General features: G+C 53.6%; 21 protein-coding genes and 1 CRISPR repeat array (1 of these 22 cut by a window edge). Of the genes, 14 read left to right on the forward strand and 7 right to left on the reverse strand.

The window, feature by feature from the left end:
* Window positions 1-180 precede the first annotated feature (180 nt).
* Window positions 181-1,149: an AraC family transcriptional regulator gene (locus RFN81_RS02445; RefSeq protein WP_378929275.1), complete on the forward strand. Its 969-nt coding sequence runs from the start codon at window positions 181-183 to the stop codon at window positions 1,147-1,149.
* Between the two features lie 177 nt (window positions 1,150-1,326).
* Here the strand turns inward: RFN81_RS02445 and RFN81_RS02450 are convergent, their stop codons facing one another.
* Window positions 1,327-1,986 (reverse strand): DedA family protein, encoded by a 660-nt coding sequence (locus RFN81_RS02450; RefSeq protein WP_264497632.1) that lies wholly within the window; start codon window positions 1,984-1,986, stop codon window positions 1,327-1,329.
* 235 nt (window positions 1,987-2,221) lie between these two features.
* Entirely contained in the window at window positions 2,222-3,415 is a 1,194-nt protein-coding gene (gene metC / locus RFN81_RS02455; RefSeq protein ID WP_264497633.1) for a cystathionine beta-lyase, read from the reverse strand.
* Window positions 3,416-3,754: 339 nt separating this feature from the next.
* Between metC and exbB the strand changes: the two genes are divergently transcribed.
* Together exbB and exbD are read left to right on the forward strand one after the other, a co-directional pair.
* Complete coding sequence (exbB, locus tag RFN81_RS02460) at window positions 3,755-4,783, forward strand: tol-pal system-associated acyl-CoA thioesterase (protein ID WP_264497634.1); 1,029 nt, start codon at window positions 3,755-3,757, stop codon at window positions 4,781-4,783.
* Window positions 4,784-4,786: 3 nt separating this feature from the next.
* Window positions 4,787-5,212, forward strand: coding sequence for a TonB system transport protein ExbD (gene exbD / locus RFN81_RS02465; protein WP_264497635.1), 426 nt, complete (start codon window positions 4,787-4,789; stop codon window positions 5,210-5,212).
* 126 nt (window positions 5,213-5,338) lie between these two features.
* Here exbD and RFN81_RS02470 read toward each other — a convergent pair whose 3' ends face one another.
* The 5 genes from RFN81_RS02470 to RFN81_RS02490 form a co-directional block, all read right to left on the reverse strand.
* Entirely contained in the window at window positions 5,339-6,358 is a 1,020-nt protein-coding gene (locus tag RFN81_RS02470) for a substrate-binding domain-containing protein (protein WP_264497636.1), read from the reverse strand.
* Between the two features lie 30 nt (window positions 6,359-6,388).
* Window positions 6,389-7,798 (reverse strand): glycoside hydrolase family 32 protein, encoded by a 1,410-nt coding sequence (locus RFN81_RS02475; RefSeq protein WP_264497637.1) that lies wholly within the window; start codon window positions 7,796-7,798, stop codon window positions 6,389-6,391.
* The gene (locus RFN81_RS02480; protein WP_264497638.1) at window positions 7,798-9,168 is read right to left on the reverse strand and encodes a sucrose-specific PTS transporter subunit IIBC; all 1,371 of its coding nucleotides are present in this window, start codon (window positions 9,166-9,168) and stop codon (window positions 7,798-7,800) included. The genes RFN81_RS02475 and RFN81_RS02480 overlap by 1 nt, the downstream gene beginning before the upstream one ends.
* Before the next feature lie 80 nt (window positions 9,169-9,248).
* Window positions 9,249-10,784 carry a carbohydrate porin gene (locus RFN81_RS02485; protein WP_264497639.1) on the reverse strand — a complete coding sequence of 512 codons (1,536 nt, stop codon included), beginning with the start codon at window positions 10,782-10,784 and terminating at the stop codon, window positions 9,249-9,251.
* A gap of 181 nt (window positions 10,785-10,965) precedes the next feature.
* Window positions 10,966-11,889: an aminoimidazole riboside kinase gene (locus RFN81_RS02490; protein WP_264497640.1), complete on the reverse strand. Its 924-nt coding sequence runs from the start codon at window positions 11,887-11,889 to the stop codon at window positions 10,966-10,968.
* Window positions 11,890-12,233: 344 nt separating this feature from the next.
* Here RFN81_RS02490 and RFN81_RS02495 point away from each other — a divergent pair, with 344 nt between their 5' ends.
* The 11 genes from RFN81_RS02495 (at window position 12,234) to cas2e (ending at window position 21,966) form a co-directional block, all read left to right on the forward strand.
* On the forward strand, window positions 12,234-12,422 hold the full coding sequence (locus RFN81_RS02495) for a hypothetical protein (protein ID WP_264497641.1): 189 nt from the start codon (window positions 12,234-12,236) through the stop codon (window positions 12,420-12,422).
* Window positions 12,415-12,714: a hypothetical protein gene (locus RFN81_RS02500; protein WP_264497642.1), complete on the forward strand. Its 300-nt coding sequence runs from the start codon at window positions 12,415-12,417 to the stop codon at window positions 12,712-12,714. The genes RFN81_RS02495 and RFN81_RS02500 overlap by 8 nt, the downstream gene beginning before the upstream one ends.
* A 64-nt stretch (window positions 12,715-12,778) precedes the next feature.
* Window positions 12,779-13,171, forward strand: a complete 393-nt coding sequence (locus RFN81_RS02505) for a bactofilin family protein (RefSeq protein WP_264497643.1) — start codon at window positions 12,779-12,781, stop codon at window positions 13,169-13,171.
* A gap of 30 nt (window positions 13,172-13,201) precedes the next feature.
* Window positions 13,202-15,925, forward strand: coding sequence for a CRISPR-associated helicase Cas3' (gene cas3, locus RFN81_RS02510; protein ID WP_264497644.1), 2,724 nt, complete (start codon window positions 13,202-13,204; stop codon window positions 15,923-15,925).
* A gap of 150 nt (window positions 15,926-16,075) precedes the next feature.
* Window positions 16,076-17,647: a type I-E CRISPR-associated protein Cse1/CasA gene (gene casA / locus RFN81_RS02515; protein ID WP_264497645.1), complete on the forward strand. Its 1,572-nt coding sequence runs from the start codon at window positions 16,076-16,078 to the stop codon at window positions 17,645-17,647.
* The gene (gene casB, locus RFN81_RS02520) at window positions 17,631-18,266 is read left to right on the forward strand and encodes a type I-E CRISPR-associated protein Cse2/CasB (RefSeq protein ID WP_264497646.1); all 636 of its coding nucleotides are present in this window, start codon (window positions 17,631-17,633) and stop codon (window positions 18,264-18,266) included. Before casA ends, casB begins: the two co-directional genes overlap by 17 nt.
* Before the next feature lie 3 nt (window positions 18,267-18,269).
* A complete protein-coding gene (cas7e, locus tag RFN81_RS02525) occupies window positions 18,270-19,337 on the forward strand; it encodes a type I-E CRISPR-associated protein Cas7/Cse4/CasC (protein ID WP_264497647.1) in 1,068 nt (355 codons plus the stop codon).
* Window positions 19,338-19,346: 9 nt separating this feature from the next.
* A complete protein-coding gene (gene cas5e, locus RFN81_RS02530) occupies window positions 19,347-20,081 on the forward strand; it encodes a type I-E CRISPR-associated protein Cas5/CasD (protein WP_264497648.1) in 735 nt (244 codons plus the stop codon).
* Entirely contained in the window at window positions 20,081-20,728 is a 648-nt protein-coding gene (cas6e, locus tag RFN81_RS02535) for a type I-E CRISPR-associated protein Cas6/Cse3/CasE (protein WP_264497649.1), read from the forward strand. The genes cas5e and cas6e overlap by 1 nt, the downstream gene beginning before the upstream one ends.
* A gap of 24 nt (window positions 20,729-20,752) precedes the next feature.
* Window positions 20,753-21,673, forward strand: a complete 921-nt coding sequence (gene cas1e, locus RFN81_RS02540) for a type I-E CRISPR-associated endonuclease Cas1e (protein ID WP_264498855.1) — start codon at window positions 20,753-20,755, stop codon at window positions 21,671-21,673.
* A complete protein-coding gene (gene cas2e, locus RFN81_RS02545; protein ID WP_264497650.1) occupies window positions 21,673-21,966 on the forward strand; it encodes a type I-E CRISPR-associated endoribonuclease Cas2e in 294 nt (97 codons plus the stop codon). Before cas1e ends, cas2e begins: the two co-directional genes overlap by 1 nt.
* Before the next feature lie 84 nt (window positions 21,967-22,050).
* Window positions 22,051-22,408: direct repeats of the CRISPR family, unit length 29 nt; unit sequence GTGTTCCCCGCGCCAGCGGGGATAAACCG (it continues 6,083 nt past the right edge of the window).

Below are 22,408 nucleotides of genomic sequence, written 5' to 3' on the forward strand. Positions count from 1 at the left end.
TCAATAGTGTCATCAAACTATCAAAGACGTTCAATGCATATTTCTGCTCTACTTTTGCCTATTTCTACAAAAATAAGGAGAAAATGGTGATAATAAAGGACGAATATGTCATTTTGTTTCTCCTTAAAGGGCGACACGTCGGGTAAAAAAGTAGACCAGCAGCGAGGTGACACTATGTTTATGGAAAACCCCAGCAAGCAATATGTTCAACCAACAAAAACACATGCCCCCCTAGATCCGCTACAAGCGGTGCGCAACCGTATTGTGCAACAGGCAATCCGCTGTTCAACCCAAAATGGGGCCGCGCTTTCACTCGTGCCGCAGGTCAAAATTTTTTATACGGAACAACACCATCCGCGCGTGCCGGTCATGTATGAGCCGACGATTGTGATTATTTTTCAGGGACAGAAGGTAGGCTATCTGGGTGGGAAAACATTTCAATACGATCCAGAAAACTACCTGTTGATGACGGTGCCGCTCCCGTTTGAATGCGAAACGAGAGCCAGCCTTGAGAACCCGTTGGTGGGAATGGCGATTCGTATCGATATTCAGATGCTTCAGGATTTACTGATTGATATTGGTGACGACGACAGTGCCGTGCGCCCCTGCACTTGCACCTGTGGGGTGACGAGCGCACCGCTAAACAACGAGATCCTCTGTGCCGTCGAACGACTGCTGTACGCAATGGATAACCCGCGTGATGCCCGTGTGCTCGGCCCGGCGATAGTGCGTGAGATTATCTATTATATGCTTTGTGGTGAAAGCGGTGTTGCATTGCAGGCGCTGGTGAATCGACATACGCACTTTAGCCAGATCGCCAAGGTGCTGCGACGTATAGAAAACCACTACGCCGATAACCTGACGGTAGAACAACTGGCGGCTGAGGTAAACATGAGTGTCTCGGCGTTTCATCATAATTTCAAAGCGGTCACGAACACATCACCCTTGCAGTACCTAAAATCTTATCGCTTACATAAAGCGCGTGTGATGATGCTCAATGAGGGGTTGAGGGCCGGTATTGCCGCAGCGCGTGTTGGGTACGAAAGCATGTCGCAGTTTAGCCGGGAATTTAAGCGTTACTTCGGTGCGACGCCGAGCGATGAGATTGCCAGATTAAAAGGCGGTAACATAGCCGTTGAAGAAAATTAAAGACCCTAAGAACCTATCCCATCAGGGCTATTTTACTTGCCATTTTGGCCCTGGGCAGTGCTCGAAATCCTCACGTACTCCGTGTACGCTCCGGTTTCTGCGCGCTGTCCGTGACCAAACTGACAGCGACAATGACGCCTACTGGGATAGGCGCTAAGCCAGTCGGGGAGAGCCCTCTCAGACGACGGCACGCTTTTTTCGCCATATCACAATGGCCATACCGAGCAGGCCGCTAACCAGCAAAATCATAGGGAGCAGAATCAACGCCGTCATTACCTGGTCCTCATAGCGTTTGACTACCGGGATGTGACTGAGCGCATAGCCCAGCGAGACAATTCCTCCGACCCATAGCAGCCCGCTTAACCAGTTAAAAATTTGAAAACGTAGATTGTTTAAGCCGGAAATGCCCGCCATTGTTGGTAATAGCGTGCGGATAAAGGCCAGGAAACGGCCGACTAGCAATGCCGCGAGGCCGTGACGGTGGAACAGCAAATGAGCTCGCTGATGGTAATGGGCCGGAAGCTGCAATAGCCAACCCTTTACCATCCGTGTATCCCCCAGCCAGCGCCCTTGAAGGTAGCTAAGCCAACAGCCGAGGCTGGCGGCAACGGTGAGCAAAATCATGGTAGGGAAGAAGCTCATTACTCCTTTAGCAATCATAGCGCCGGTTAACAACAGCAGGCTATCGCCGGGTAGAAAAGACGCCGGTAACAGGCCGTTCTCCAGAAACAGCGTAGTGAACAGAATACCGTAAACCACCCAAATAATATGGGGATCGGCGAGCGCACTAAAATCCTGTTGCCAGAGCGCCTGAATAATGTCGTGAACCACACTCATATAACTTCCCGCCCGTGACGATATTCACTCTCTCAGGTTACGGCGCTAGAACGCTGAATCACCCGAAATCTCTTTGCAAAATATTGGTCGATGTTACGCCGCTTCCAAGCGCCATTTACGCATGTATATCCTACCGCCTGCTAAAACGTAGAGAAAACCTCGACGGCCAAGCCTTGCAATTGCCCGGCATTGATGTTGCTTTTCTAACCGTTGCCATGCTGTGCTGGCGGCTGCCCTATTGGATGTTCAGCCTATCGAAACCGGCCGCCAGATCGTCGATCAGATCGTCACTGTCTTCAAGCCCGATATGTAACCGGATGAGTGTGCCAGTAAAATCCACACCGCTAACCGGGCGGATACGTGCCAGCTCTTCCGGCTGGTTGGCCAGAATCAGAGACTCAAAACCTCCCCAGGAATACGCCATGCTGAAGTGCTCAAAGTGATCCAGATAGTGCGCCAGCGCTTCTTTACTCAACTTCGTCTTTAGCACGAAGGAAAACAAGCCGTTACAGCCACTAAAATCACGGACGTAGAACTCATGCCCTTTGCATCCCGGTAGCGCAGGGTGATTGACCACGGCGACCTCCGGGCGTTGCTCCAGCCACTTCGCAATGCGAATGCTGCTTTCCTGATGCTGTTTAAGCCTGATGCCTAATGTGCGCAGGCCGCGGCTGGCGACATAAGCGGTATCGGCATCCACCATTTGCCCCATCAGGTAAGAATGCTCACGCAGTTGCTCCCAGCAGCGTGCATTCGCCACCGCTGTGCCGAGCATGGCATCGGAATGCCCGACAATATACTTCGTCCCCGCCTGAATAGAGATATCAATATCGAAGTCGAATGCTTTGAATAAAATGCCCGCCGCCCAGGTATTATCGATCATGATAACGATCTCAGGATTGATTTGGCGCACGGCTTGAACAATCGCTGGCACATCCTGCACTTCCATGGTGATAGAACCTGGCGATTCGAGAAAGACAACCTTGGTATTGGGTTGGATCAGTTCAGCAATATTGGCGCCGATAAGTGGCGGGAAATAGGTGGTATTAACGTTCAACTTCTTAAGCACGGTGGTACAGAAATCCTGCGTGGGTTCATAGGCCGATTCTGTCACCAGAATGTGGTCGCCGGCCGCGACAAAAGAGAGGATCGCGTTAGAAATCGCGGCAGCGCCGCAGGGGTACAATGCGCAACCTACGCCACCTTCCAATTCCACCATGGCTTCCTGAAAAGAAAAATGGGTCAAGGTGCCGCGACGACCGTAGAACAGCGCGCCTTTCGCGCGATTAACGGTGGCATGTTTCTTATCTTGTACGGTATCGAATACTAGGGAAGAAGCCCGTTGAATCACGGGATTGACGGAACCCTGGGTGAATTTCTTACTGCGTCCCGCGGCGACTAACGCAGTTGCCGTTTTTTTGCTTGTCATAGCCACTACCACCTTTTTTACTCAACGCTACTGATGACTCACTTCGCCAGCGATTCTTGCTAGAGCGCATAGGGGATAGTGAAGTCGGGTTGGATTGATACGAGTACACATTAACCTCTACGTTATCACGGCTTGGGCGGCCTGTGGGCGGGTTTTTAACGATCGGTAATCTCCAGAAAAGTTGTCAGAATGTCGGGAAAATGCGTTATCTGGTGTAAATAATAATGAGAACGACTATCAATTCGTTCATGGTTTGGTATTATTTTGGGCTGCGTTATTGCGACATGATACCTGCGGACATAGGCAGGTAGGATTCAGAATGAATAGTGGAGGCACAGCGTGAAGACGGCTGTCGATAATAGAATTCAACAGGTGTTAATGACCTGGCAACAAAAACGTGGCGCATTTAGCGCATTTTCCCGTAGCGTGCTGGCTATTCTACTTTTTACGGCGGGGCTATGTGGAAATGCGTTTGCTGCACCCGCGACGGTACCGCTAGCGACAGAAAATACCGCACCCACGACGGCACCGTCAGCGGCAGGAGACGCAACTCAGCCAGCAATGCCAAATCCTTCTACGCCTGCGACACCCGATACGACGTCAGCGCTTACGCTGCCAGCGAGTGCGGCGGCGGGGAGTAATAACCTGATGCAAACCGACTTATCCGTCTGGGGTATGTATCAACATGCCGACGCCGTGGTGAAAACGGTGATGATCGGTTTGCTGCTGGCCTCGGTGATTACCTGGGCGATCTTCTTTAGCAAAAGTGTCGGCATGTCCGGCGCTAAACGCCGCTTGCGCCGTGAATATCTGGCGCTGGAACAGGCGAGAACGCTGGAGGAGGCGCTGGATACGGCTGAAGCATTCAAAGCTGGCAGCGTCGCACAGCAATTGCTGGCGGATGCGCAGAACGAACTGGAGCTTTCCGCACGTTCTGATGACAATAACGGCATTAAAGAGCGTACCGCATTCCGTCTGGAGCGCCGTGTGGCAGCTACTGGCCGTTATATGGGGCGAGGAAATGGCTATTTGGCCACGGTCGGTGCGATTGCGCCTTTTGTCGGCCTGTTCGGTACGGTATGGGGCATCATGAACAGCTTCATTGGTATCGCGCAAACGCAAACGACAAATCTGGCGGTTGTCGCGCCAGGGATCGCAGAAGCCCTGCTGGCGACGGCGATCGGCCTGGTCGCGGCGATCCCTGCGGTGGTTATCTACAACGTTTTTGCTCGCTCGATTGCGGGCTATAAAGCGATGGTCGGCGATGTGGCGGCACAAGTACTGCTGTTGCAAAGTCGCGATCTGGATGTTGCCGCCAGCCATGAAAATCTGGCGGCATCGGCGGCGCATAAACTGCGGGTGGGTTGAGTCATGGCGATGCATTTGAAGGAGGACGTGAATGATGACGGCGAAATGCATGACATTAACGTCACGCCGTTCATTGACGTCATGCTGGTTCTGTTGATTATCTTTATGGTTGCGGCACCGCTGGCCACGGTAGACATTCGTGTCGATCTGCCTGCATCCTCGGCCGCGCCGCAACCGCGACCGGAAAAACCGCTTTATCTGACGGTAAAAGCGGATAAGCAAATGTTTCTGGGGGAAGAGGCGATCAACGAGCAGTCGCTGGCTCAGGTGCTGGATGCGAAAACTAACGCTAATAAAGAAACGACAATTTTCTTCCAGGCGGATAAAAGCGTCGATTATGAAACCATCATGAGTGTAATGGATTCACTGCGTAAAGCGGGTTACCTTAAGGTTGGCCTGGTCGGCGCGGAAACGGCCGCCGCTAAATAACGATTGAAGGCGGTTTAAGAAAGAATGCGGGATGAGCAACCGGGGAATCACGTCCAGCTCAATCCGCATTCTTTTTTTACACCCATCGATCGGTGTTACGTTCTGGAGGCGCAATTTGAGCAGGCGCTATGCCCGTGAATCAGGGTGACGCCAGTGAATACGTGTTGGAATATAGCGCTGAACGTCTTCAAGCGGCTGTTGCGCAATCAGGCTTGTTACCATCTCAAAGCTACTGCGCGCCAAATTTTCACAATCCTGCGCCACGGTATCGATCTTCAACGGTAGACAATCAAACAGATAGTGATCGTCAAAACAGCATAAACGGATACCGCTTTCCATCAGGTCATGCTGGTTCATATAACGCAGCACGCCCTCCATCAGGCCGCAGGCGGCGACAAATAGCGCTTGCGGCGGGCGCCCCAGCGTGGCGCACAGTTGGGCAAACATTTCATAACCCGAGCTGGAATGGTAGCTACCGTGAAGAATCCATTCGGGTTTGCATTCGATTCCCGCACGTGCCAGCCCGAGCTGGAACCCCTCCAGACGGTGTCGCGTCGGGGAAATCCGCGGTTGTCCACCGATGAAATAAAACTCATCATGATGCTGGCGGGCGATACGTTCGATCATTTCCGCCGTTGATTCTACCGCCTCAGAAATCACCATTGGCAACGTGGAGTGACCGATAGCACGGTCAAACAGCACAACAGGCAACTGCTGATTAATCTTCTGGTATTCAGTATCGGTGAGCAGGCTGGAGGCGACAATCAGCCCATCGACCTGACGCTGCACCAGGCTGTTGACCGCCATCATTTCCTGACTGGCATTTTCATCGGTGCAGGCAATCAGCAACTGTAGCCCGGCTTCCCGGCACAGCATCTCTAACTCACGGGAAATGACCGCAAAACCATAGTTAGTCATTTCCGGCACCACCAGCCCCAACGTATTGCTACGTGAGGAGCGCAGTGAACGGGCGTGAATACTGGGCTGATAACGCTGCTCATGTGCGATGGCCAGAATGCGATCGCGGGTTTCATCAGAAACACGGAACTCTTTACTACGCCCGTTGAGCACCAGACTGGCCGTGGATTTAGACACCCCAGCCAGTGCGGCGATATCACTGATTGTTATGCGTTTAGTCGGTTTCACCGCGAGGTCTGCTATCAGAAAAAAGAGACGCTATTCTATCACGCATGGCGCTAACAGCCAGTGTTGTAGCGTTAACTGCCCGGAACCACTGAATGTCATCATCGCGTCGTTTTCCGAAAAATAGCGCGCGGACATCACGGCCTCACCCTCATTGATGAACACTTCAATGCTGGATCGATCGCACAATAGCTGCAATTGGCGAAGAGGGCCGCGCCAGTAGCGATGTTCGGGTTCACCTGTGCGCCGATTGTGTCGGCTCATGGTCACTCGTTCCCCATCCCAACAGAGCACCAGTTGAGAGGCGAGGCTGAGCTGGAATTCACCCTGAACGGAAATAATAGTTTCTGCGCTACACATACGCAGCGGCGCGGCGTAGTCGGCAGTTCCCTGCCAAGTGACATGCTGCCTGCGTAGTTGTTGCAGTTCGCGCGCGGGACGTTGGTAAATACGATCGCCGTGCAGCGTGAGTTCACGCGGACAGGTCATGGTATGGATCCAGCCGTAATCGATCGTCGGTTCAAAAAATTCGTTATCGTCAGGAATTGACATCCAGCCGAATAGCAAACGCCGCCCGTCTTCACTCAATGTGGTTTGCGGCGCATAAAACTCGAAACCGAGATCCAGTTCCTGGAAGCCTTGATGTGAATAAAGGCCGTTTTGGTAATCGAGTGAACCGATGAAATAACCGGCCTGAAAGGTATTCAGATAGCGTTCATCTTCGGCAGGGATGCCTTGCGGACAACAGATCAGGATATCGTTGCCGTCTAATGGAAACAGGTCAGGGCATTCCCACATGTAGCCAAATTCACCAAGTCCACCCAAACGCGAACCGGCGATCTCACCGATCTTTTCCCATGCGAGCAGATCTTCAGAACGGTAGAGCAGCACCTTCCCCTGAAGATCGCGATCCTGTGCACCGAGCACCATGTACCAGCGGTTATCATGACGCCACACTTTCGGATCGCGGACGTGACCGGTGTAACCGTCGGGAAGCGTCAGAACCGCCCCTAGCTTGTCATATTCGCCGTGAGCGTTTTCGCGAGCGAGACATTGAAACGCGGTGCGTGAACCATCGTCATACTTCACATTGCCGGTATATATCAGCACGATCGCGCCCCGATCGACGACAGCGGAACCGGAATAACAGCCGTGGCTTTCATAGCTTTCGCTCGGCACGAGCGCGACGGGTTCATGACGCCAGTTCACCAGATCGACAGAACTCCAGTGCCCCCAGAATTTTGCCCCGTGGGCACAGGCGAGAGGATTCCACTGATAAAACAGATGGTAGCGCCCATTATGGTGAATAAATCCGTTCGGATCGTTAAGCAAGCCAACGCACGGCGACAAATGCCAGTTTGGGCGATAAGGATCTTCCTGTTTGCGTGAATGGGCAGACATCAGGGCGAGTGCCGTGCGTTTTAGCAAGTGGATTTCCTTCATTATTCGCTATCCGTTTTATATTTCAGCAGTAAGGAAATAACAAAGGCGGCGCCGAACGCAATCAACATTCCAATCAAATAGTTGAGCATGGAGTTCCCTTGTACGATGGCCAACCCCGGAAAACCCGTCAACCCGACCGCCGTCATATTAACGTGATTAAACACGACCCATGCGCCGCCGAGCGCGCCGCCTGCCAGTGCCGCCAGAAACGGCTTAATGAAGCGCAGATTGATACCAAAGATCGCGGCCTCCGTGATCCCCAACAGGCAAGAAAGCCCGGCCGGGACGGCAATGGCGCGTGTTTTGGCGTCGCGTGTTTTGAAATAGACTGCCAGACACGCGCCGCCCTGCGCCACATTCGCCATTGCCCAAATTGGTAATAGGAAGTTGACGCCGATAGTCGGGTTGCCAAGTAATCCAGCTTCAATGGCATGGAAGCTGTGGTGAACGCCCGTAATCACAATCACCGAGTAGAGGCCGCCGAACAGCAAACCGGCCAGCCAGCCGGCGTGGGCAATGAGCGTGCTGAGGACGAAAGAAATACCGTCGCCCAGCGCGCGCCCGGCCGGGCCGATGATTAGCATGGCGACGAAGCCGGAAATAATCACGGTTAAAAATGGCGTCACGATGATGTCTAGCGCGTCAGGAACGACTTTACGCAGGCGCTTTTCCACGGTACTCATGAACCAGACGGCCAAGAGTACCGGAAACACCGTGCCTTGATAGCCGATCATCGCGATGTCCAGGCCGAAAAGATGCATGGTTTGAAAACCGCCCGCGATGCCCCAGGCATTGGTCAGCGCAGGGTGCGTCAGAATTCCGCCCAGCGTCGCCCCCAGATAGGGGTTACCGCCGAATTCACGTGCGGCGGTAAAACCAATCAGGATAGGCAGGATGATAAAGGCCGCGGAACTGAACATATCGAGCATCACAAAGATCGCACTATTGGCGTCAACCCAGCCATAGGTCTTGATCATGCCGAGCAGCCCCATTAATAGGCCGGAAGCAATGATGGCTGGCATGATAGGCACAAAGATATTCGATAGCAGACGCGCCAGACGTTGCAGCGGGTTCAGCTTTTTCGCCGCGATAGAGGCGGCTTCGGATTTGCTCGATTCACTGATGCCCGCCGCTTTGATGAACTCGGCATACACTTTGTTGACCAGCCCGGTGCCGAAAATGATCTGCATTTGTCCGGCATTCTGGAAGCAGCCTTTAACGCCGTCGACGTTCTCGATAGCCTTCTTATCGGCCAGACTATCGTCATTCAGCACCAGACGCAGGCGGGTCGCACAGTGGGCCGCGCTGACGATGTTTTCTTTCCCGCCAAGCAGGGGGACGAGTGCGGCGGCGGTAGCGTGGATATCCATATTATTCCTCTTTTTTCAGTCGGATATACAGTTAAGGGGACGCCGATGAGCAGGTGATCGACGCCAAAGCGAAATACGGTTTAGAACCAGGTTTCCATCTGGACGCCGACGTTCCATTCACCACCGGCTTTGAAGCCAGTGGAGCCAAATGTGTCTTCACTGGAGTAGTTATCCAGCCGTTTGTCCCAATCCATATAGCTGGCAAACACGCGCAGTTCGGGGCGGCTAAAGAAGTTGCCGATATCACCGACCTTGAAGGTGGGTGCGAATGTCAGCTTGTAGAAACCACCGCTTACCTGATTCAGACGACGATAACTGCGCGGATCGAGATCCATATATTGATAACTACCCTCATAGGCCAGAGCAAAATTTTCGGTGATTTCCTGAATCAGGCGCGCATTAAATGTGATCCACTGATAGCTATCGCCGCTGACGTAACGATCTTTGCTGCTTTGCGCCAGAATGGATGGCGCAAAACTCCAGGTCTTGTTTAACGCGGTGGTGCCGTAGGTCGCCAGTCGCCAGGTATTGGCATCATTGGTGAGATTGCCATCTGAACCGATGTTCTTCACCTCTCCGCCGAGCCCGTGACCGTAAAGGATCGCGGTTTTCGCTGTTCCGTCGCGTAAGCCGTAGAAGCTGTCGCTGTGGTAGGCCAGCATCGCGTGATAGCCTTTATCGCCCGCATGCGTGTTGGTAACGAGCGTGCTATCGCGGCTGGTTCCCGTGTTGGCTTTTATCTCGTTATTCTTCGCCTTCATGCCGCTTAGCATCAACTGGAATGGCCCGATGTAGTTGTTCGCGGTAAAAACGTAGTTTTTAATGTCGTTATCCAGCGCGGTGATTTCGCCAAGGCTACGGCCATACAACGAAAAGTTACTCTTAGCTCTCTCCGCCCATTTCACGTCATAGATCCCGCCGCCGGTGCCGGCGAGGAAGACGACATCACTATCGAGCCAGTGAATATCGAAGTTATCGCGATCGAAGCGTTTTCCCGCCCACAGCGTGGTGTCCTTGAACGCGCCGTTAAAGGTGGGGAGCGAACCCAGTTCGACAAAGGCTTCACGGATGTTCAGGTCGCTGCTGTCCGCTGTCCAATCGTTATAGCTGCGCTGGCCGTCCGCCATCATCACCTTAAAGCGGGTGGTCGCGCCGTTATCCAGCTTTTGCTTATGTTCCAGTTTGAGCTCAACGTAGGTATCGTCTTCATTCCCCAGGCGACCGATATGCCCACCGGTCTGGCCCGCGGGCGACATGCTCGGGCCAATATCGGTTTTGGCGCTGGTGGCGGAGTCATTGATCGACAGCCCGGAGCGCGCATAGCCGTGGAATTCAAACCCCTCGGCGAACGACTTTTGCTGGGAGAGGGCCGTTGTGCGCTGTTCAACCTGCTGAGTTTTCTGTTCGGTGAGCGCGGTGCGGGCAGCGAGCTGCCGGGTCTGCTTTTCAGCGGCATCGGCCCTGGCCTCTGCGGCCTGAGCACGAGCCTCTGCCTGTTGTAAACGCTGCTCCATAGCGTTCAGGCGGGTTTCAATTGAATCGGTATTGGCAGCGGAAACATAAAATGGGGAACAGAGTAATAACTCTATCGTCACAGCAAGGTGGCTTGGTTTCATTTTTTCATTCTCGTCGTGAAGGAGATTTATAGTTTTGTTTTTTATGTTTAGCTAAAATGCTAAACCGGTTTTTCATGAGGAAAATAAGAGCCAGTAGACGGGTTGGCAAGTGAATTTACTCACCCGATTCTGTAACTGTGATCCTGACTACAAAACCGGGTCGTGCCGACGCCGGCCGTAGCTACGGCAGTTCATGCACCTGTTTCGCATAGGGGAGTGCGGTCATCGCGCCTTTGGCCGTTGTCGCCAGGGCTCCGCAGCGCTGCGCCTGCGTGATAATCGGCTCCCAGTTAAGCGGCTGTGACAGATCGTCGTACTGTGCCAGACCGTGCAATAAACCGGCGACGAAAGCGTCACCTGCCCCGGTGGTGTCGACAGGCGTCACTGCCGGGGCAACAAAGTGTCGTCGCTGGCGGCGATCGTGTAGCCAGACGCCTTCTCCGCCCAGCGTCACCAGCAATAACTGGGTAGGGAAGCGCTGCATAAATTGTTCGATTCCGGCTTCGATATTCAGGGCTGGACAGAGGAAAGCCAACTCCTCGCGTGATAACTTCACCACGTCGGCCAGCATCAGCGCTTGTGCCAACACATCGCGTAGTTCCTGCTGGCTTTGCCAGAGATCGTCGCGGATATTGGGGTCGAAACTGACGTGCCCCTGTGCGGCCTTGATCCGCTGGATCGCGGCAAATGCCGTGCTGCGCGATGGTTCCTGCGACAGTGCAATTGAGCAGAAATGCAGCCACTCATTTTGGCTGAATTGCGGCAGATCTTCCGGCTGCAAAAAGAGGTCGGCGCTGGGGCGCACCATAAACGTGAAGGTGCGCTCCCCCCTATCATCAAGGCTCACGACCACGGTCGATGTACGGTGAAAAGCATCATGCGTCATATAATGCGTATCGACATTTTCCTGCGCCAACACGGTGGTTAGAAAATGCCCAAAAACATCGTCGCCAACACGACCAATAAAGGCGCTGTTTCCCCCCAGTCTGGCAATGCCGACGGCGACGTTAGCGGGCGCGCCGCCGGGGCATTTCAGATAGCGCTCCGCATCTTCCGGAATCAGATCGACGACCGCGTCGCCCATAACCCAAATTCGATTTGCCATAACGTTTTTCATCTCATGATAGGTAAACTGTTGGCTAAAATAGAAGAATCGGTTTAGCTGTGCAATGTCAATATTATCCTGTCGGCAAAATATCTCGGTGGTATAGCGCGGTATCTCATAAGCGGTATGCGTTACATTTATTAGTTAACTATTTGTGTAACCATGTTTTTTTGACATTTTGTCGTAAAAAAAGGAAAGTGAACGAGATCGGGTTTCTGCTATCGCAGGTTAAATAAAATCCATTTCTACCCGATACCCTTTATGTCGCTCGGCATACAGCGTGACAGCCATAAGGAACAGACTAATAGCCCTAATGGGATAGGTTCTAAGAAGGAGAGAATCATATGGCGAATAAAATCTTGGATAACATGCTGGATGAATTAAAAACGGTAGTTAAACAGCACGTCGGCGATGGCGCAGATGTCCAGATCGACATCCGCTATCTGGAAGGGGGGCGTAAAGCGCTACGTATTACCATTCCGGATATTTCTACTCTGGACATTGAATTTAATCGGCATTCCGATCGTGCGTAATTATAATTTTCTTTGGGGAATATGGGCGGTATGGGCCTTATTGATTATTGCCTGGTTCATTGATATTTATAATGAATTTCCCCTTTGGGATTATGGTTATGAAACCGTTGGCCTATTAGTCGCAAGCGCATTGTTTTTTTTTGTTAAAAAAAGGAATAATACAATGTTTTCATTCGATAAAAATAAAAAATCTATTAAAACCCCGCAAGATACTCACGCACAGCAAGAATATAAAACGCAGCATGAGCACGATGATAAAAATCCCCCCCCCAGCGCTGTCTCCGTCAGGTGAGTTGACTCATTCAGCGAATGCGGTGCGTGTGAAAAAAGATACCTTTATTTCCCAAGGCGCATCTATGACGGGTTCTCTGACCGTTGATGGCAATATCACCGTAGAAGGTCAAGTGGACGGTGATATACAGTGTGATAACACGATTAAAGTGGAGCATACGGGTCAGGTAAAGGGGGAAATAAAAGCACAACAGATCGTTATCAATGGTCGTGTCGAAGGGCGCATCGCCGCCAGTGCCGTGGCTATCCTGGCGGAGGGAAAAGTTTTCGGCGATATTTTCACGGATGAGCTTTCCATCGAAAAAGGCGGCCTTTTCATCGGGCAGTCCCACCCTCTGACGCCGCCTACGCAGAATCAGGACAAATTGTCCTACGCGGAAACGAAAAAAGAAAAAAATAAAATAGCTACTGAACAAGAAAATATCGTGGCGCTATCAGGTACTACACCGACGGCGTGAAGCATACGGGAGATAGGACAATAAAATTATATGGATGATGAAGATATAATTGCTCGACGCTATTTCCGTTATTGGGGCAAAGCCAGCCGATCGACGGATGAGGCTCCAGGGGATGAATACCACCTGTTGCCTTACCATTGTTTGGATGTCGCGGCCTGTGGTCATGTTTTATTAAAAAATAATGTTTTCCAGGCGCGTTATATTCTGCGCGAACTGTCCGTTGACGGTAGCGATCTGTCCATGTGGTTTTCCTATTTTCTTGCCTGGCACGATATAGGGAAATTCGCACGTGGATTCCAACGTAAATATAGCAACCCGGATTCCCCTTTAGTTCAGGCCTCTGGTCAGGTTGATACGGTAAAGCACGACACCTTGGGTTTTTGGTTATGGCGAGAGCGGGACGTATTGCCCAATCTCTTTCCTCTGGACGCGCAAAAACTCCCCTCCGTGGTGAAGAGTTCGCTGGATATCTGGCTGAATATCGTTACCGGGCACCACGGCAAACCGCCAGAAATCGTGAGTAAGGGCAGTTTGGCTTTTCATCGCGATGATTATGTAGCCATACGGGATTATCTGCAGGATTTAGCAACGTGTTTCCCTGGCCTCTCGGCGTTTCCGGCGTGTTTTGCCGATAAAGGCTGGAGAAACACGCTAAAGCAACAAAGTTGGGCGCTGGCTGGCTTAACGGTACTGGCGGATTGGCTAGGCTCGCGCCAGCAAGATTTCCACTATTGCAGTACACCGATGCCGCTTGATGTTTATTGGCGTGAACACGCGCTGCCGACGGCGGAAGACGTCATTTCGCGTTTGCCGCGTACCCCTTCTCCCGCTCCTTTTCATGATATTCAGCAGCTTTTCCCCTTTATCCAACAGCCTACGCCGTTACAACAGTATGTACGGGCGGTGGATATTTCTGCTGACGGGCCGCAGCTTTTTATTTTGGAAGATGTGACCGGCGCGGGGAAAACGGAAGCGGCGATGATCCTGGCGCATCGGTTGATGGCGCAACAAAAAGCGTGCGGCATCTATGTTGGATTACCGACGATGGCGACGGCGAATGCGATGTACCAGCGGCTTGCCAACGCGTATCGGGCGTTATATACACCGGAGCACAACCCTTCGCTGATGCTTTCGCACGGCGCTCGTCATATGTCGTCTGCTTTTATGCAATCGTTGTGGGAAGGAGATAGCCAGGGGCAGGCAGAGTATGACAAGGAAGAAAGCGCCGCCAGCAAGGATTGCAACATCTGGTTTGCGGACTCGCGTAAGAAAGCGCTGCTGGCAGATATCGGCGTGGGTACGCTCGATCAAGCCCTGATGGCGGTGATGCCGTTTCGCCACCAGTCGCTACGGGTGTTGGGGTTACAGAACAAACTGCTGATTCTGGATGAAGTCCATGCCTATGACGCTTACATGAGCAAGCTGGTCGAGCTGTTGATCGGTTTTCATGCACGGCAGGGCGGCAACGTCATCATTCTCACCGCAACATTACCGCAAAGCCTACGTGAGAAGCTGACGCAGGCATTCGCATTGGGCATCGACGGTGAAGCCGTGTGTCCCGATCCTGATGCCGCTTATCCGTGGTTGACGCAGGTAACGCGTGATGGCCTGAGAGAAACGGCGTTAGAAACGCGAGCGCAAGTGCGGCGTGAGGTCAAAATCGGCTGGCTGACTGAACGCCTGTCGGGTATTCACCTCGTTAAACGGGCCGTCGCGGCGGGCCAATCAATCGGTTGGATTAGGAATACGGTAGATGATGCCATAGCCGTTTACCATCAATTGCTTGACGCCGGTATTGCCGAAGAAAATTTGCTGCTGTTTCACAGTCGCTTTGCCTTTTGCGATCGCATGGCCATTGAAGAACGCGCATTGGCATGGTTTGGTAAAGACAGCACGCCGCACGAACGCGCAGGCAAAGTACTGATTGCTACGCAGGTGGTCGAGCAGTCACTGGATATTGATCTCGATAACATGATTAGCGATTTAGCGCCGATTGATTTACTCATTCAGCGCGCCGGGCGGCTCCAGCGCCATATCCGCTTTCCCGATGGCCGACGGAAAACCGAGACGGACGCGGCACCACTAACGGATGAACGCCCAGCGGCGGTATTACACATCATGGCACCCGTTTGGCAACCGGAAGCGGAGGCTGACTGGCTAGGTGATGAACTGCGCAACAGTGGCTATGTCTACCCCGACCATGCGGCGTTATGGCGCACACAGGCGATATTACGGGAGTACGGTGCGATAACCATGCCGGAAGCGGCGCGCTTGTTGATTAACAGCGTGTATGAAGAACAGATTGCGGCCCCTCCGGCTCTGGAAGCGATAGCCAATAGGGTGCTGGGGGAACGATATGGCCAGCGTTCCATTGCCAGCCAGTCATCGTTGGCCGTAGTACATGGGTATTGCGCGCAGTCCAGCGAATCGGGCTGGAGCGATGCGGTAGATATTTCTACCCGCCTGGGAGAGGAAACACAGGATCTGTATCTGGCATGGAAAGCAGAAAATGACGACGATCTACCCCAGCCTTATGCCGCATCTGACACCTTCGCCTGGGAACAGAGCCGCGTGCAGGTTCGGTTAAGCTGGTGGCAGAAACGTAAAACCGGATTACCGCTACTGGAAGGCGACGCGTTAGAACGGTTCCGGCTGCAATTACACCGCCCGCAGGCCGAGGTAGTGCTATTGCCGCGAGGAGAGAACCCCGCGTTCTACAGCGAGCGAGTGGGGTTAGCGTTATTGGATTCCTGAGAGGATAGTCTGGTCTTGAGGTTTGTCCTGCGCTAAGCCACAAACGTGAGCCATTTCTCTGGCGTCGTCGCGTAAATGCGTTAAAAAAGTGGTTGCATATTTAGCCCTAACGAGGCTTGCCGCAGGGAGGCGGCATACATAGGAGGTACGATGTTTTCATTGATTGAAGACCCCTGGCTACCCGCGATGTTTGCGGATGGTCGGGTGGGTAACATTTCCCCACAGCAACTCCCGGATGACGATATTATCGATCTCGCCTGGCCGCGAGCCGATTTTCAGGGTGCGGCCTATCAACTCCTTATCGGCCTGCTACAAACCGCCTATGCGCCCGCCGATGATGAAGATTGGAGCGAAATCTGGGAAAACGGGCTTGGTGTAGATTTTCCGCAAGCGTTAGCCGCGCTGGCACCGGCGATGCGCTTTGGCGCGCAGAAACCGGCGTTTATGCAGGATTTCGCCACGCTCGACAGTGACCCTACACCGATTTCCGGCCTGCTGATCGACGCTCCCGGCGGTAATACGCTCAAGCTAAATAAAGATCACTTCATTAAACGCGGCACGGTCAACGCGGTATGCCCGCACTGCGCGGCAATGGCGCTGTTTACGTTACAAACCAATGCGCCATCTGGCGGGCAGGGGCACCGTACCGGGATGCGCGGCGGCGGGCCGCTTACCACGCTGCTTATGCCGGAAGCAACCGGTGTGCCGCTGTGGAAAAAACTCTGGATGAACGTAGTGACGCAGGCGGTGATACCAAAAGGTAAGCCCGATGCCACGGTGTTCCCGTGGTTGGCACCTACCCCCACCAGCGATGGCGCACACCCGCCGGTGACGCCGGAAAATGCGCATCCGTTGCAGGCTTACTGGGGCATGCCGCGCCGCATCGAATTGGATTTCACCACGCTACAGGCCGGAGCATGCGATCTGTGTGGTACGCAATCCACGACATTGCTCACGCAGTATCGCAGCAAAAACTATGGCATCCAGTACGACCGTTGGCGACACCCGCTTTCGCCGTACCGCCGCGCGCTGAAAGGCGACGACGCTCCGTTTCTATCGGTAAAAGGGCAGCCGGGCGGGTTGGCGTATCGGGATTGGTTAGGGTTGATGATGGTGGTGGAAGATAAGCTTAATCACACTTATCCCGCTACGGTCGTACAGCACAACGTCCGGCGGGATGAACTGCGTAGGGACTCTGGGTTGTGGTGTTTTGGTTACGATATGGACAACATGAAGGCGCGTTGTTGGTATGAGCACCATGTTCCGCTGCTGTTTGCCTCCGATCATTTTCGCGATGATCTTCTTGCGCAACGGGAATATAAAGACCATTTGCAACTGGCGGTGGAGCTGGCGCGTGACAGCGCCACGCTGTTGCGTCAGATGATTAAGGAAGCCTGGTTTTCGCGCCCCAAGGATGCAAAAGGGGATTTTAGCGCTATTGATGTCGCGTTCTGGCAGGAAACGCAGCCCGGTTTTATGCGGTTATGCCAGTCGTTGTCTCAGGGGGATACTCCCGCCAGAGCGCTGAAAACGTGGCGACAGCAGATTTATCGTTACCTGCTGGATAACTACGATGCCCGCGTGTTTAGCAATCCAGATGAACACCGCGATTTGGCTAGAGCGGCGGGAACACGGAAAAAACTGAGCGCGTTTTTCGGTAAACAGAAAGCGGCAGACACCATTAAACAAATGCAGGAGGCAGTGGATGGCAAACACGGCTGACTTTTTGGTCATCAACAAGGATGACGCAAAAAAGATTAATGATTGGTTCGATGCGTTACAACATCGTCACGGTTTCGCCGGCAACGGTCGCGCGCGTCGCGCAGAACTTCGTCGGGCTAAGTCACCACCCTACGGCGTGCTGACCTGTCCGGGATACCACGATTTAGCGGGGAAGCTGGCGGATTATCTGAGACAGGAACATCACATTGTGGCGCTGGCGATTTTTGTTTCTGTCGCGGCACATGTCGAGAAAAATACCGCTAAGGATGGCAAAAAGAGCTTCGCAGCACAGTTGGGGGAAAAACAGGGAGGCGATCGTCCTTATCTTTCTCCTCTACGCTTTGAACGACTACAGCGGGCGCAAACGCCGGAAGAACTATATCGTCAGCTTTTCCGCGCCGTACAAATTCGCGGTGAGGCGGGCGTAAATCTCCCTTCGCTGGCAGACGGTATTTTCCTCTGGGTGGAAGAGTGGCAGGCGCGGCAGGAAAACCGTGCGCCGGAGATCCATCCCTTACGACGTAACGCCGTGCGCTGGGCGTGTGAATATGCGCAGGCGTCACAAGATATCACCCTTGATGAACCCACCACAGCAACGACAGCCTCAGATAAGGAATAACGGATGACCACTTTTATCCAGCTTCATTTTTTAACGGCTTACCCCTCATCCAATCTGAACCGTGACGACGCAGGGCGTCCGAAAACGGCGATGGTTGGCGGCATTGAGCGTTTGCGCGTTTCTTCGCAAAGCCTGAAACGCGCATGGCGCACTTCAGACGTGTTTGCTTCCGCGATGGAGGGGCATATTGGCACGCGTAGCCGCCGTCTCGGTCGAGAAGTCTATAACGCGCTGATTGCTGGCGGCATGACAGAAAAATTGGCCGATAAAGCGGCGCTGAGTATTGCCGCACAGTTTGGTAAACCGAAGAAAGAAGAAAAAGACAGCAAAGATCCGCTGGAAAAATATGATATCGAACAGCTTGCGCATATTAGCGTACAGGAACGGGCGTTAATCGATCGTCTGGTTGCTCAGTTAATCGAGCAAGCGCGTGAGCCAAACAGTGATGAGCTGAAATTGCTGCGTAAAGGGGCGACGAGCGTGGATATCGCGTTGTTTGGTCGGATGCTGGCTTCCAGCCCAGAGTTCAATGTCGAAGCCGCCTGTCAGGTGGCGCATGCGCTGGGCGTGAGCGCCGTCACTATTGAAGATGATTTCTTTACCGCGGTGGATGACCTGAATACGGCCGCTGATAGCGGGTCGGCGCATATGGGAGAACAGAGTTTTGCCTCGGCGCTGTTCTACCATTACGTTTGCATTAACCGCGATCTGCTATTGGAAAATCTGAATAATGACGACGATCTGGTGGCTCGTACGCTACGCGCTTTGGCTGAGACGGCGCTTACCGTATCACCCGGCGGCAAGCAAAATAGCTTCGCCAGTCGGGCGCTGGCAACCTATGCGCTGGCGGAAAAGGGCACCGATCAGCCACGCACCTTGTCGGTCGCTTTTTTCAAGCCTATTCGCAGCGACAATCAAGTGAATGATGCGATTGAATTGCTGCGCCAGCAAAAGGCCAAGTTTGATCGGGTCTATGCCTCCACGGGCAGCGTTCCTCACTATGAACTGAACGTAGAAGGCGGCAGTGAGGGCGGTTCGCTGCAAGGGTTGCTGGATTTTATCAGCCAGTAGGAGCGCAAGATGGATCACTATCTGGTTTTTCAGATCTATGCCCCGCTGGTGTCCTGGGGCGAAGCGGCGGTTGGCGAAGTGCGCCATACCTCGATGGTGCCAAGCCGTTCGGCCTTGTTGGGCCTGCTGGCGGCGGCGTTAGGCATCCGACGTGACGATAGCGCCAGGCTGGCCGTGTTCAACCAGCATTATCATATCGCCGTGCGGCCCTTGTCCGATCGTGAAACCTGGCTAACGGACTACCACACGGTGCAGATGCCGAAAGAAAACCGTAAAGTCCCACGCTATACCCGGCGTGACGAGCTGCGGCCGGAGGCCGGGCAAGCGCTGGAAACGATGCTGACTTCACGCGAATATCGCTGTGATGCCTATTACCATATCGCGATTAGCGCCACGCCGGGCGCGCCTTATTCGCTTACGGCATTGCGTGACGCACTGCAATCACCGGTATTTACGCTTTATTTCGGGCGTAAAAGCTGCCCGCCCGCGCTGCCGTTGGCCCCACATCTCTTTTCTGGCGACTTGGCAGAGGTCTGGCGGCAGGCAAGCCAAACCCCCGCCCTGAACGATCCCGCCTTGCGTTCGATCGGGTGTGCTGAAGGTGTGTGCTACTGGGAACAGGAAAGCGGCACGGGGCTAACGCCGCACTACCGCGTTGAGCGCAACGATCAGCCCGCCGATCGACGCCGTTGGCAGTTCACCTCTCGCGTACAATATGTCGGGCGAGCGAAGGGGGAGGGATAATGTATTTTTCCAGAATAACGCTGGACGTTAAGGCGCTGCCGCAGGCGATGGCGGAAAAACGGCGCCAGGCTGGCGGCTATGCCAGTCATCAATGGCTTTGGCAACTGTTTCCCGATCAACTACAGCGATCGTTTCTGTTTCGTGAAGAAGATCAGGGGATACAAAGCCTGTTTTATCTCCTTTCTGAACGGGCGCCACGGGCTGAACATAATCTATTTCGGGTGGAAACTAAACCGTACCAACCGCAGTGGCATGAGGGGATGACGCTGGCGTTTTCCCTGCGCGCTAATCCGGTGGTCACGCGGGACGGCAAGCGGAGCGATGTGCTAATGGATGCACGTTACCAGGCGCGAACCGACGGATTATCCGGCGAGGCATTATGGCGGCATCAGCAACAGCGCGCGTATGACTGGCTGGTACGCCAGGGGGAAAATGCGGGCTTTGCGATCGTGTCGGGGCGGGTCGATGGGTATCGCCGTCATCGCTTGGTTAAGCCGGGCCAGCCAGCGGCAATTATGTTCAGCAGTGTGGATTATGATGGCGTGCTTCGCATTACGGACGCTGAACGTTTTGCGCTGGCAGTCCAACTGGGGTTAGGTAAAAGCAAAGCACTGGGATGCGGCCTAATATTGCTGAAACGGGTGTAGTGTGCTCAGTGACAAGGAGTGTTAATCATGTATGTTCCACTCAATCCGATCCCGCTTAAGGATCGGGTTTCACTGATTTTTCTGCAATATGGGCAGATTGATGTCATCGATGGTGCGTTTGTGCTGGTAGATAAAACGGGGGTGAGAACGCACATTCCCGTAGGATCGGTGGCCTGTATTATGCTGGAGCCGGGCACACGGGTTTCTCACGCGGCGGTGCGATTGGCCGCGACCGTTGGTACGTTACTGGTGTGGGTTGGTGAAGCGGGCGTCCGACTGTATGCGTCAGGGCAACCCGGCGGCGCGCGGTCGGACAAGTTGCTTTATCAGGCCAAACTGGCTCTGGATGAGGAACTACGCCTGAAAGTCGTACGTAAAATGTTTGAACTGCGCTTTGGCGAACCGGCGCCAAGCCGTCGATCGGTCGAACAGCTAAGAGGGATTGAGGGGGCTCGCGTGCGCCAAACCTATACGCTATTGGCGCAGCAGTACGGGGTGAAATGGAATGGGCGTCGCTATGATCCGAAAGATTGGGCACGAGGCGATAAGGTCAACCAGTGTATTAGCGCGGCGACATCCTGTTTGTATGGCATTACGGAAGCCGCGGTGCTGGCGGCGGGCTATGCGCCTGCAATCGGGTTTGTCCACAGTGGTAAGCCACTTTCCTTTGTCTACGATATTGCCGATATCATCAAATTCGAGGGCGTGGTCGCGAAAGCCTTTGAAATTGCCGCGCGCAATCCTGCTGAACCCGATCGTGAAGTACGGCTTGCCTGTCGTGATATTTTCCGCAGCCAGAAAACGCTAAGTAAATTGATCCCCTTAATTGAGGACGTTTTATCCGCGGGCGGGATTACGCCGCCGCTACCGCCGGATGATGCCCAGCCGCCTGCGATCCCAGAACCGACGCCGTTTGGCGATAGTGGTCATCGGGGGCGCGGATAATGAGCATGTTGGTGGTGGTGACGGAAAATATTCCCCCACGTTTACGGGGCCGACTGGCGGTATGGTTGCTGGAGGTGCGCGCAGGGGTCTATGTTGGTGATACTTCGCGTCGAGTTAGAGAGATGATTTGGCAACAGATTATCGAACTGGCGGAGCAGGGCAACATAGTTATGGCTTGGGCGACGAACACCGAATCAGGTTTTGAATTTCAAACCTGGGGTGAAAATCGGCGAATGCCGGTAGATCTGGATGGGCTGCGGTTAGTCTCTTTTTCACCTATTGAAAATCAATAAGTTAGTGTTCTTTAACAAAATGAAATAATTGGTGGAAATCTTCATATCGAAAAAAGTATTATAAAACAACGCTCTACTTTTAGAGTGTTCCCCGCGCCAGCGGGGATAAACCGATAGCCCAGGAGCAGAACCAATATTACTACGAGTGTTCCCCGCGCCAGCGGGGATAAACCGCCGGATCAGGGCGCGCCGGAGAAGTACGAATTGTGTTCCCCGCGCCAGCGGGGATAAACCGGGCAGACTCCACGACCAGCAGACGCAAAGACGGTGTTCCCCGCGCCAGCGGGGATAAACCGTTGATCTACACCGACGAGCCTAACGCGTGGCTGTGTTCCCCGCGCCAGCGGGGATAAACCGGGATGCGTAGTAAACCTGGTAACCAACTTCAGAGTGTTCCCCGCGCCAGCGGGGATAAACCGTGCGCGAGCGCCCGCTTGCTTGG

It is taken from the genome of Pectobacterium cacticida, assembly GCF_036885195.1.
GTDB classification, from domain to species: domain Bacteria; phylum Pseudomonadota; class Gammaproteobacteria; order Enterobacterales; family Enterobacteriaceae; genus Pectobacterium; species Pectobacterium cacticida.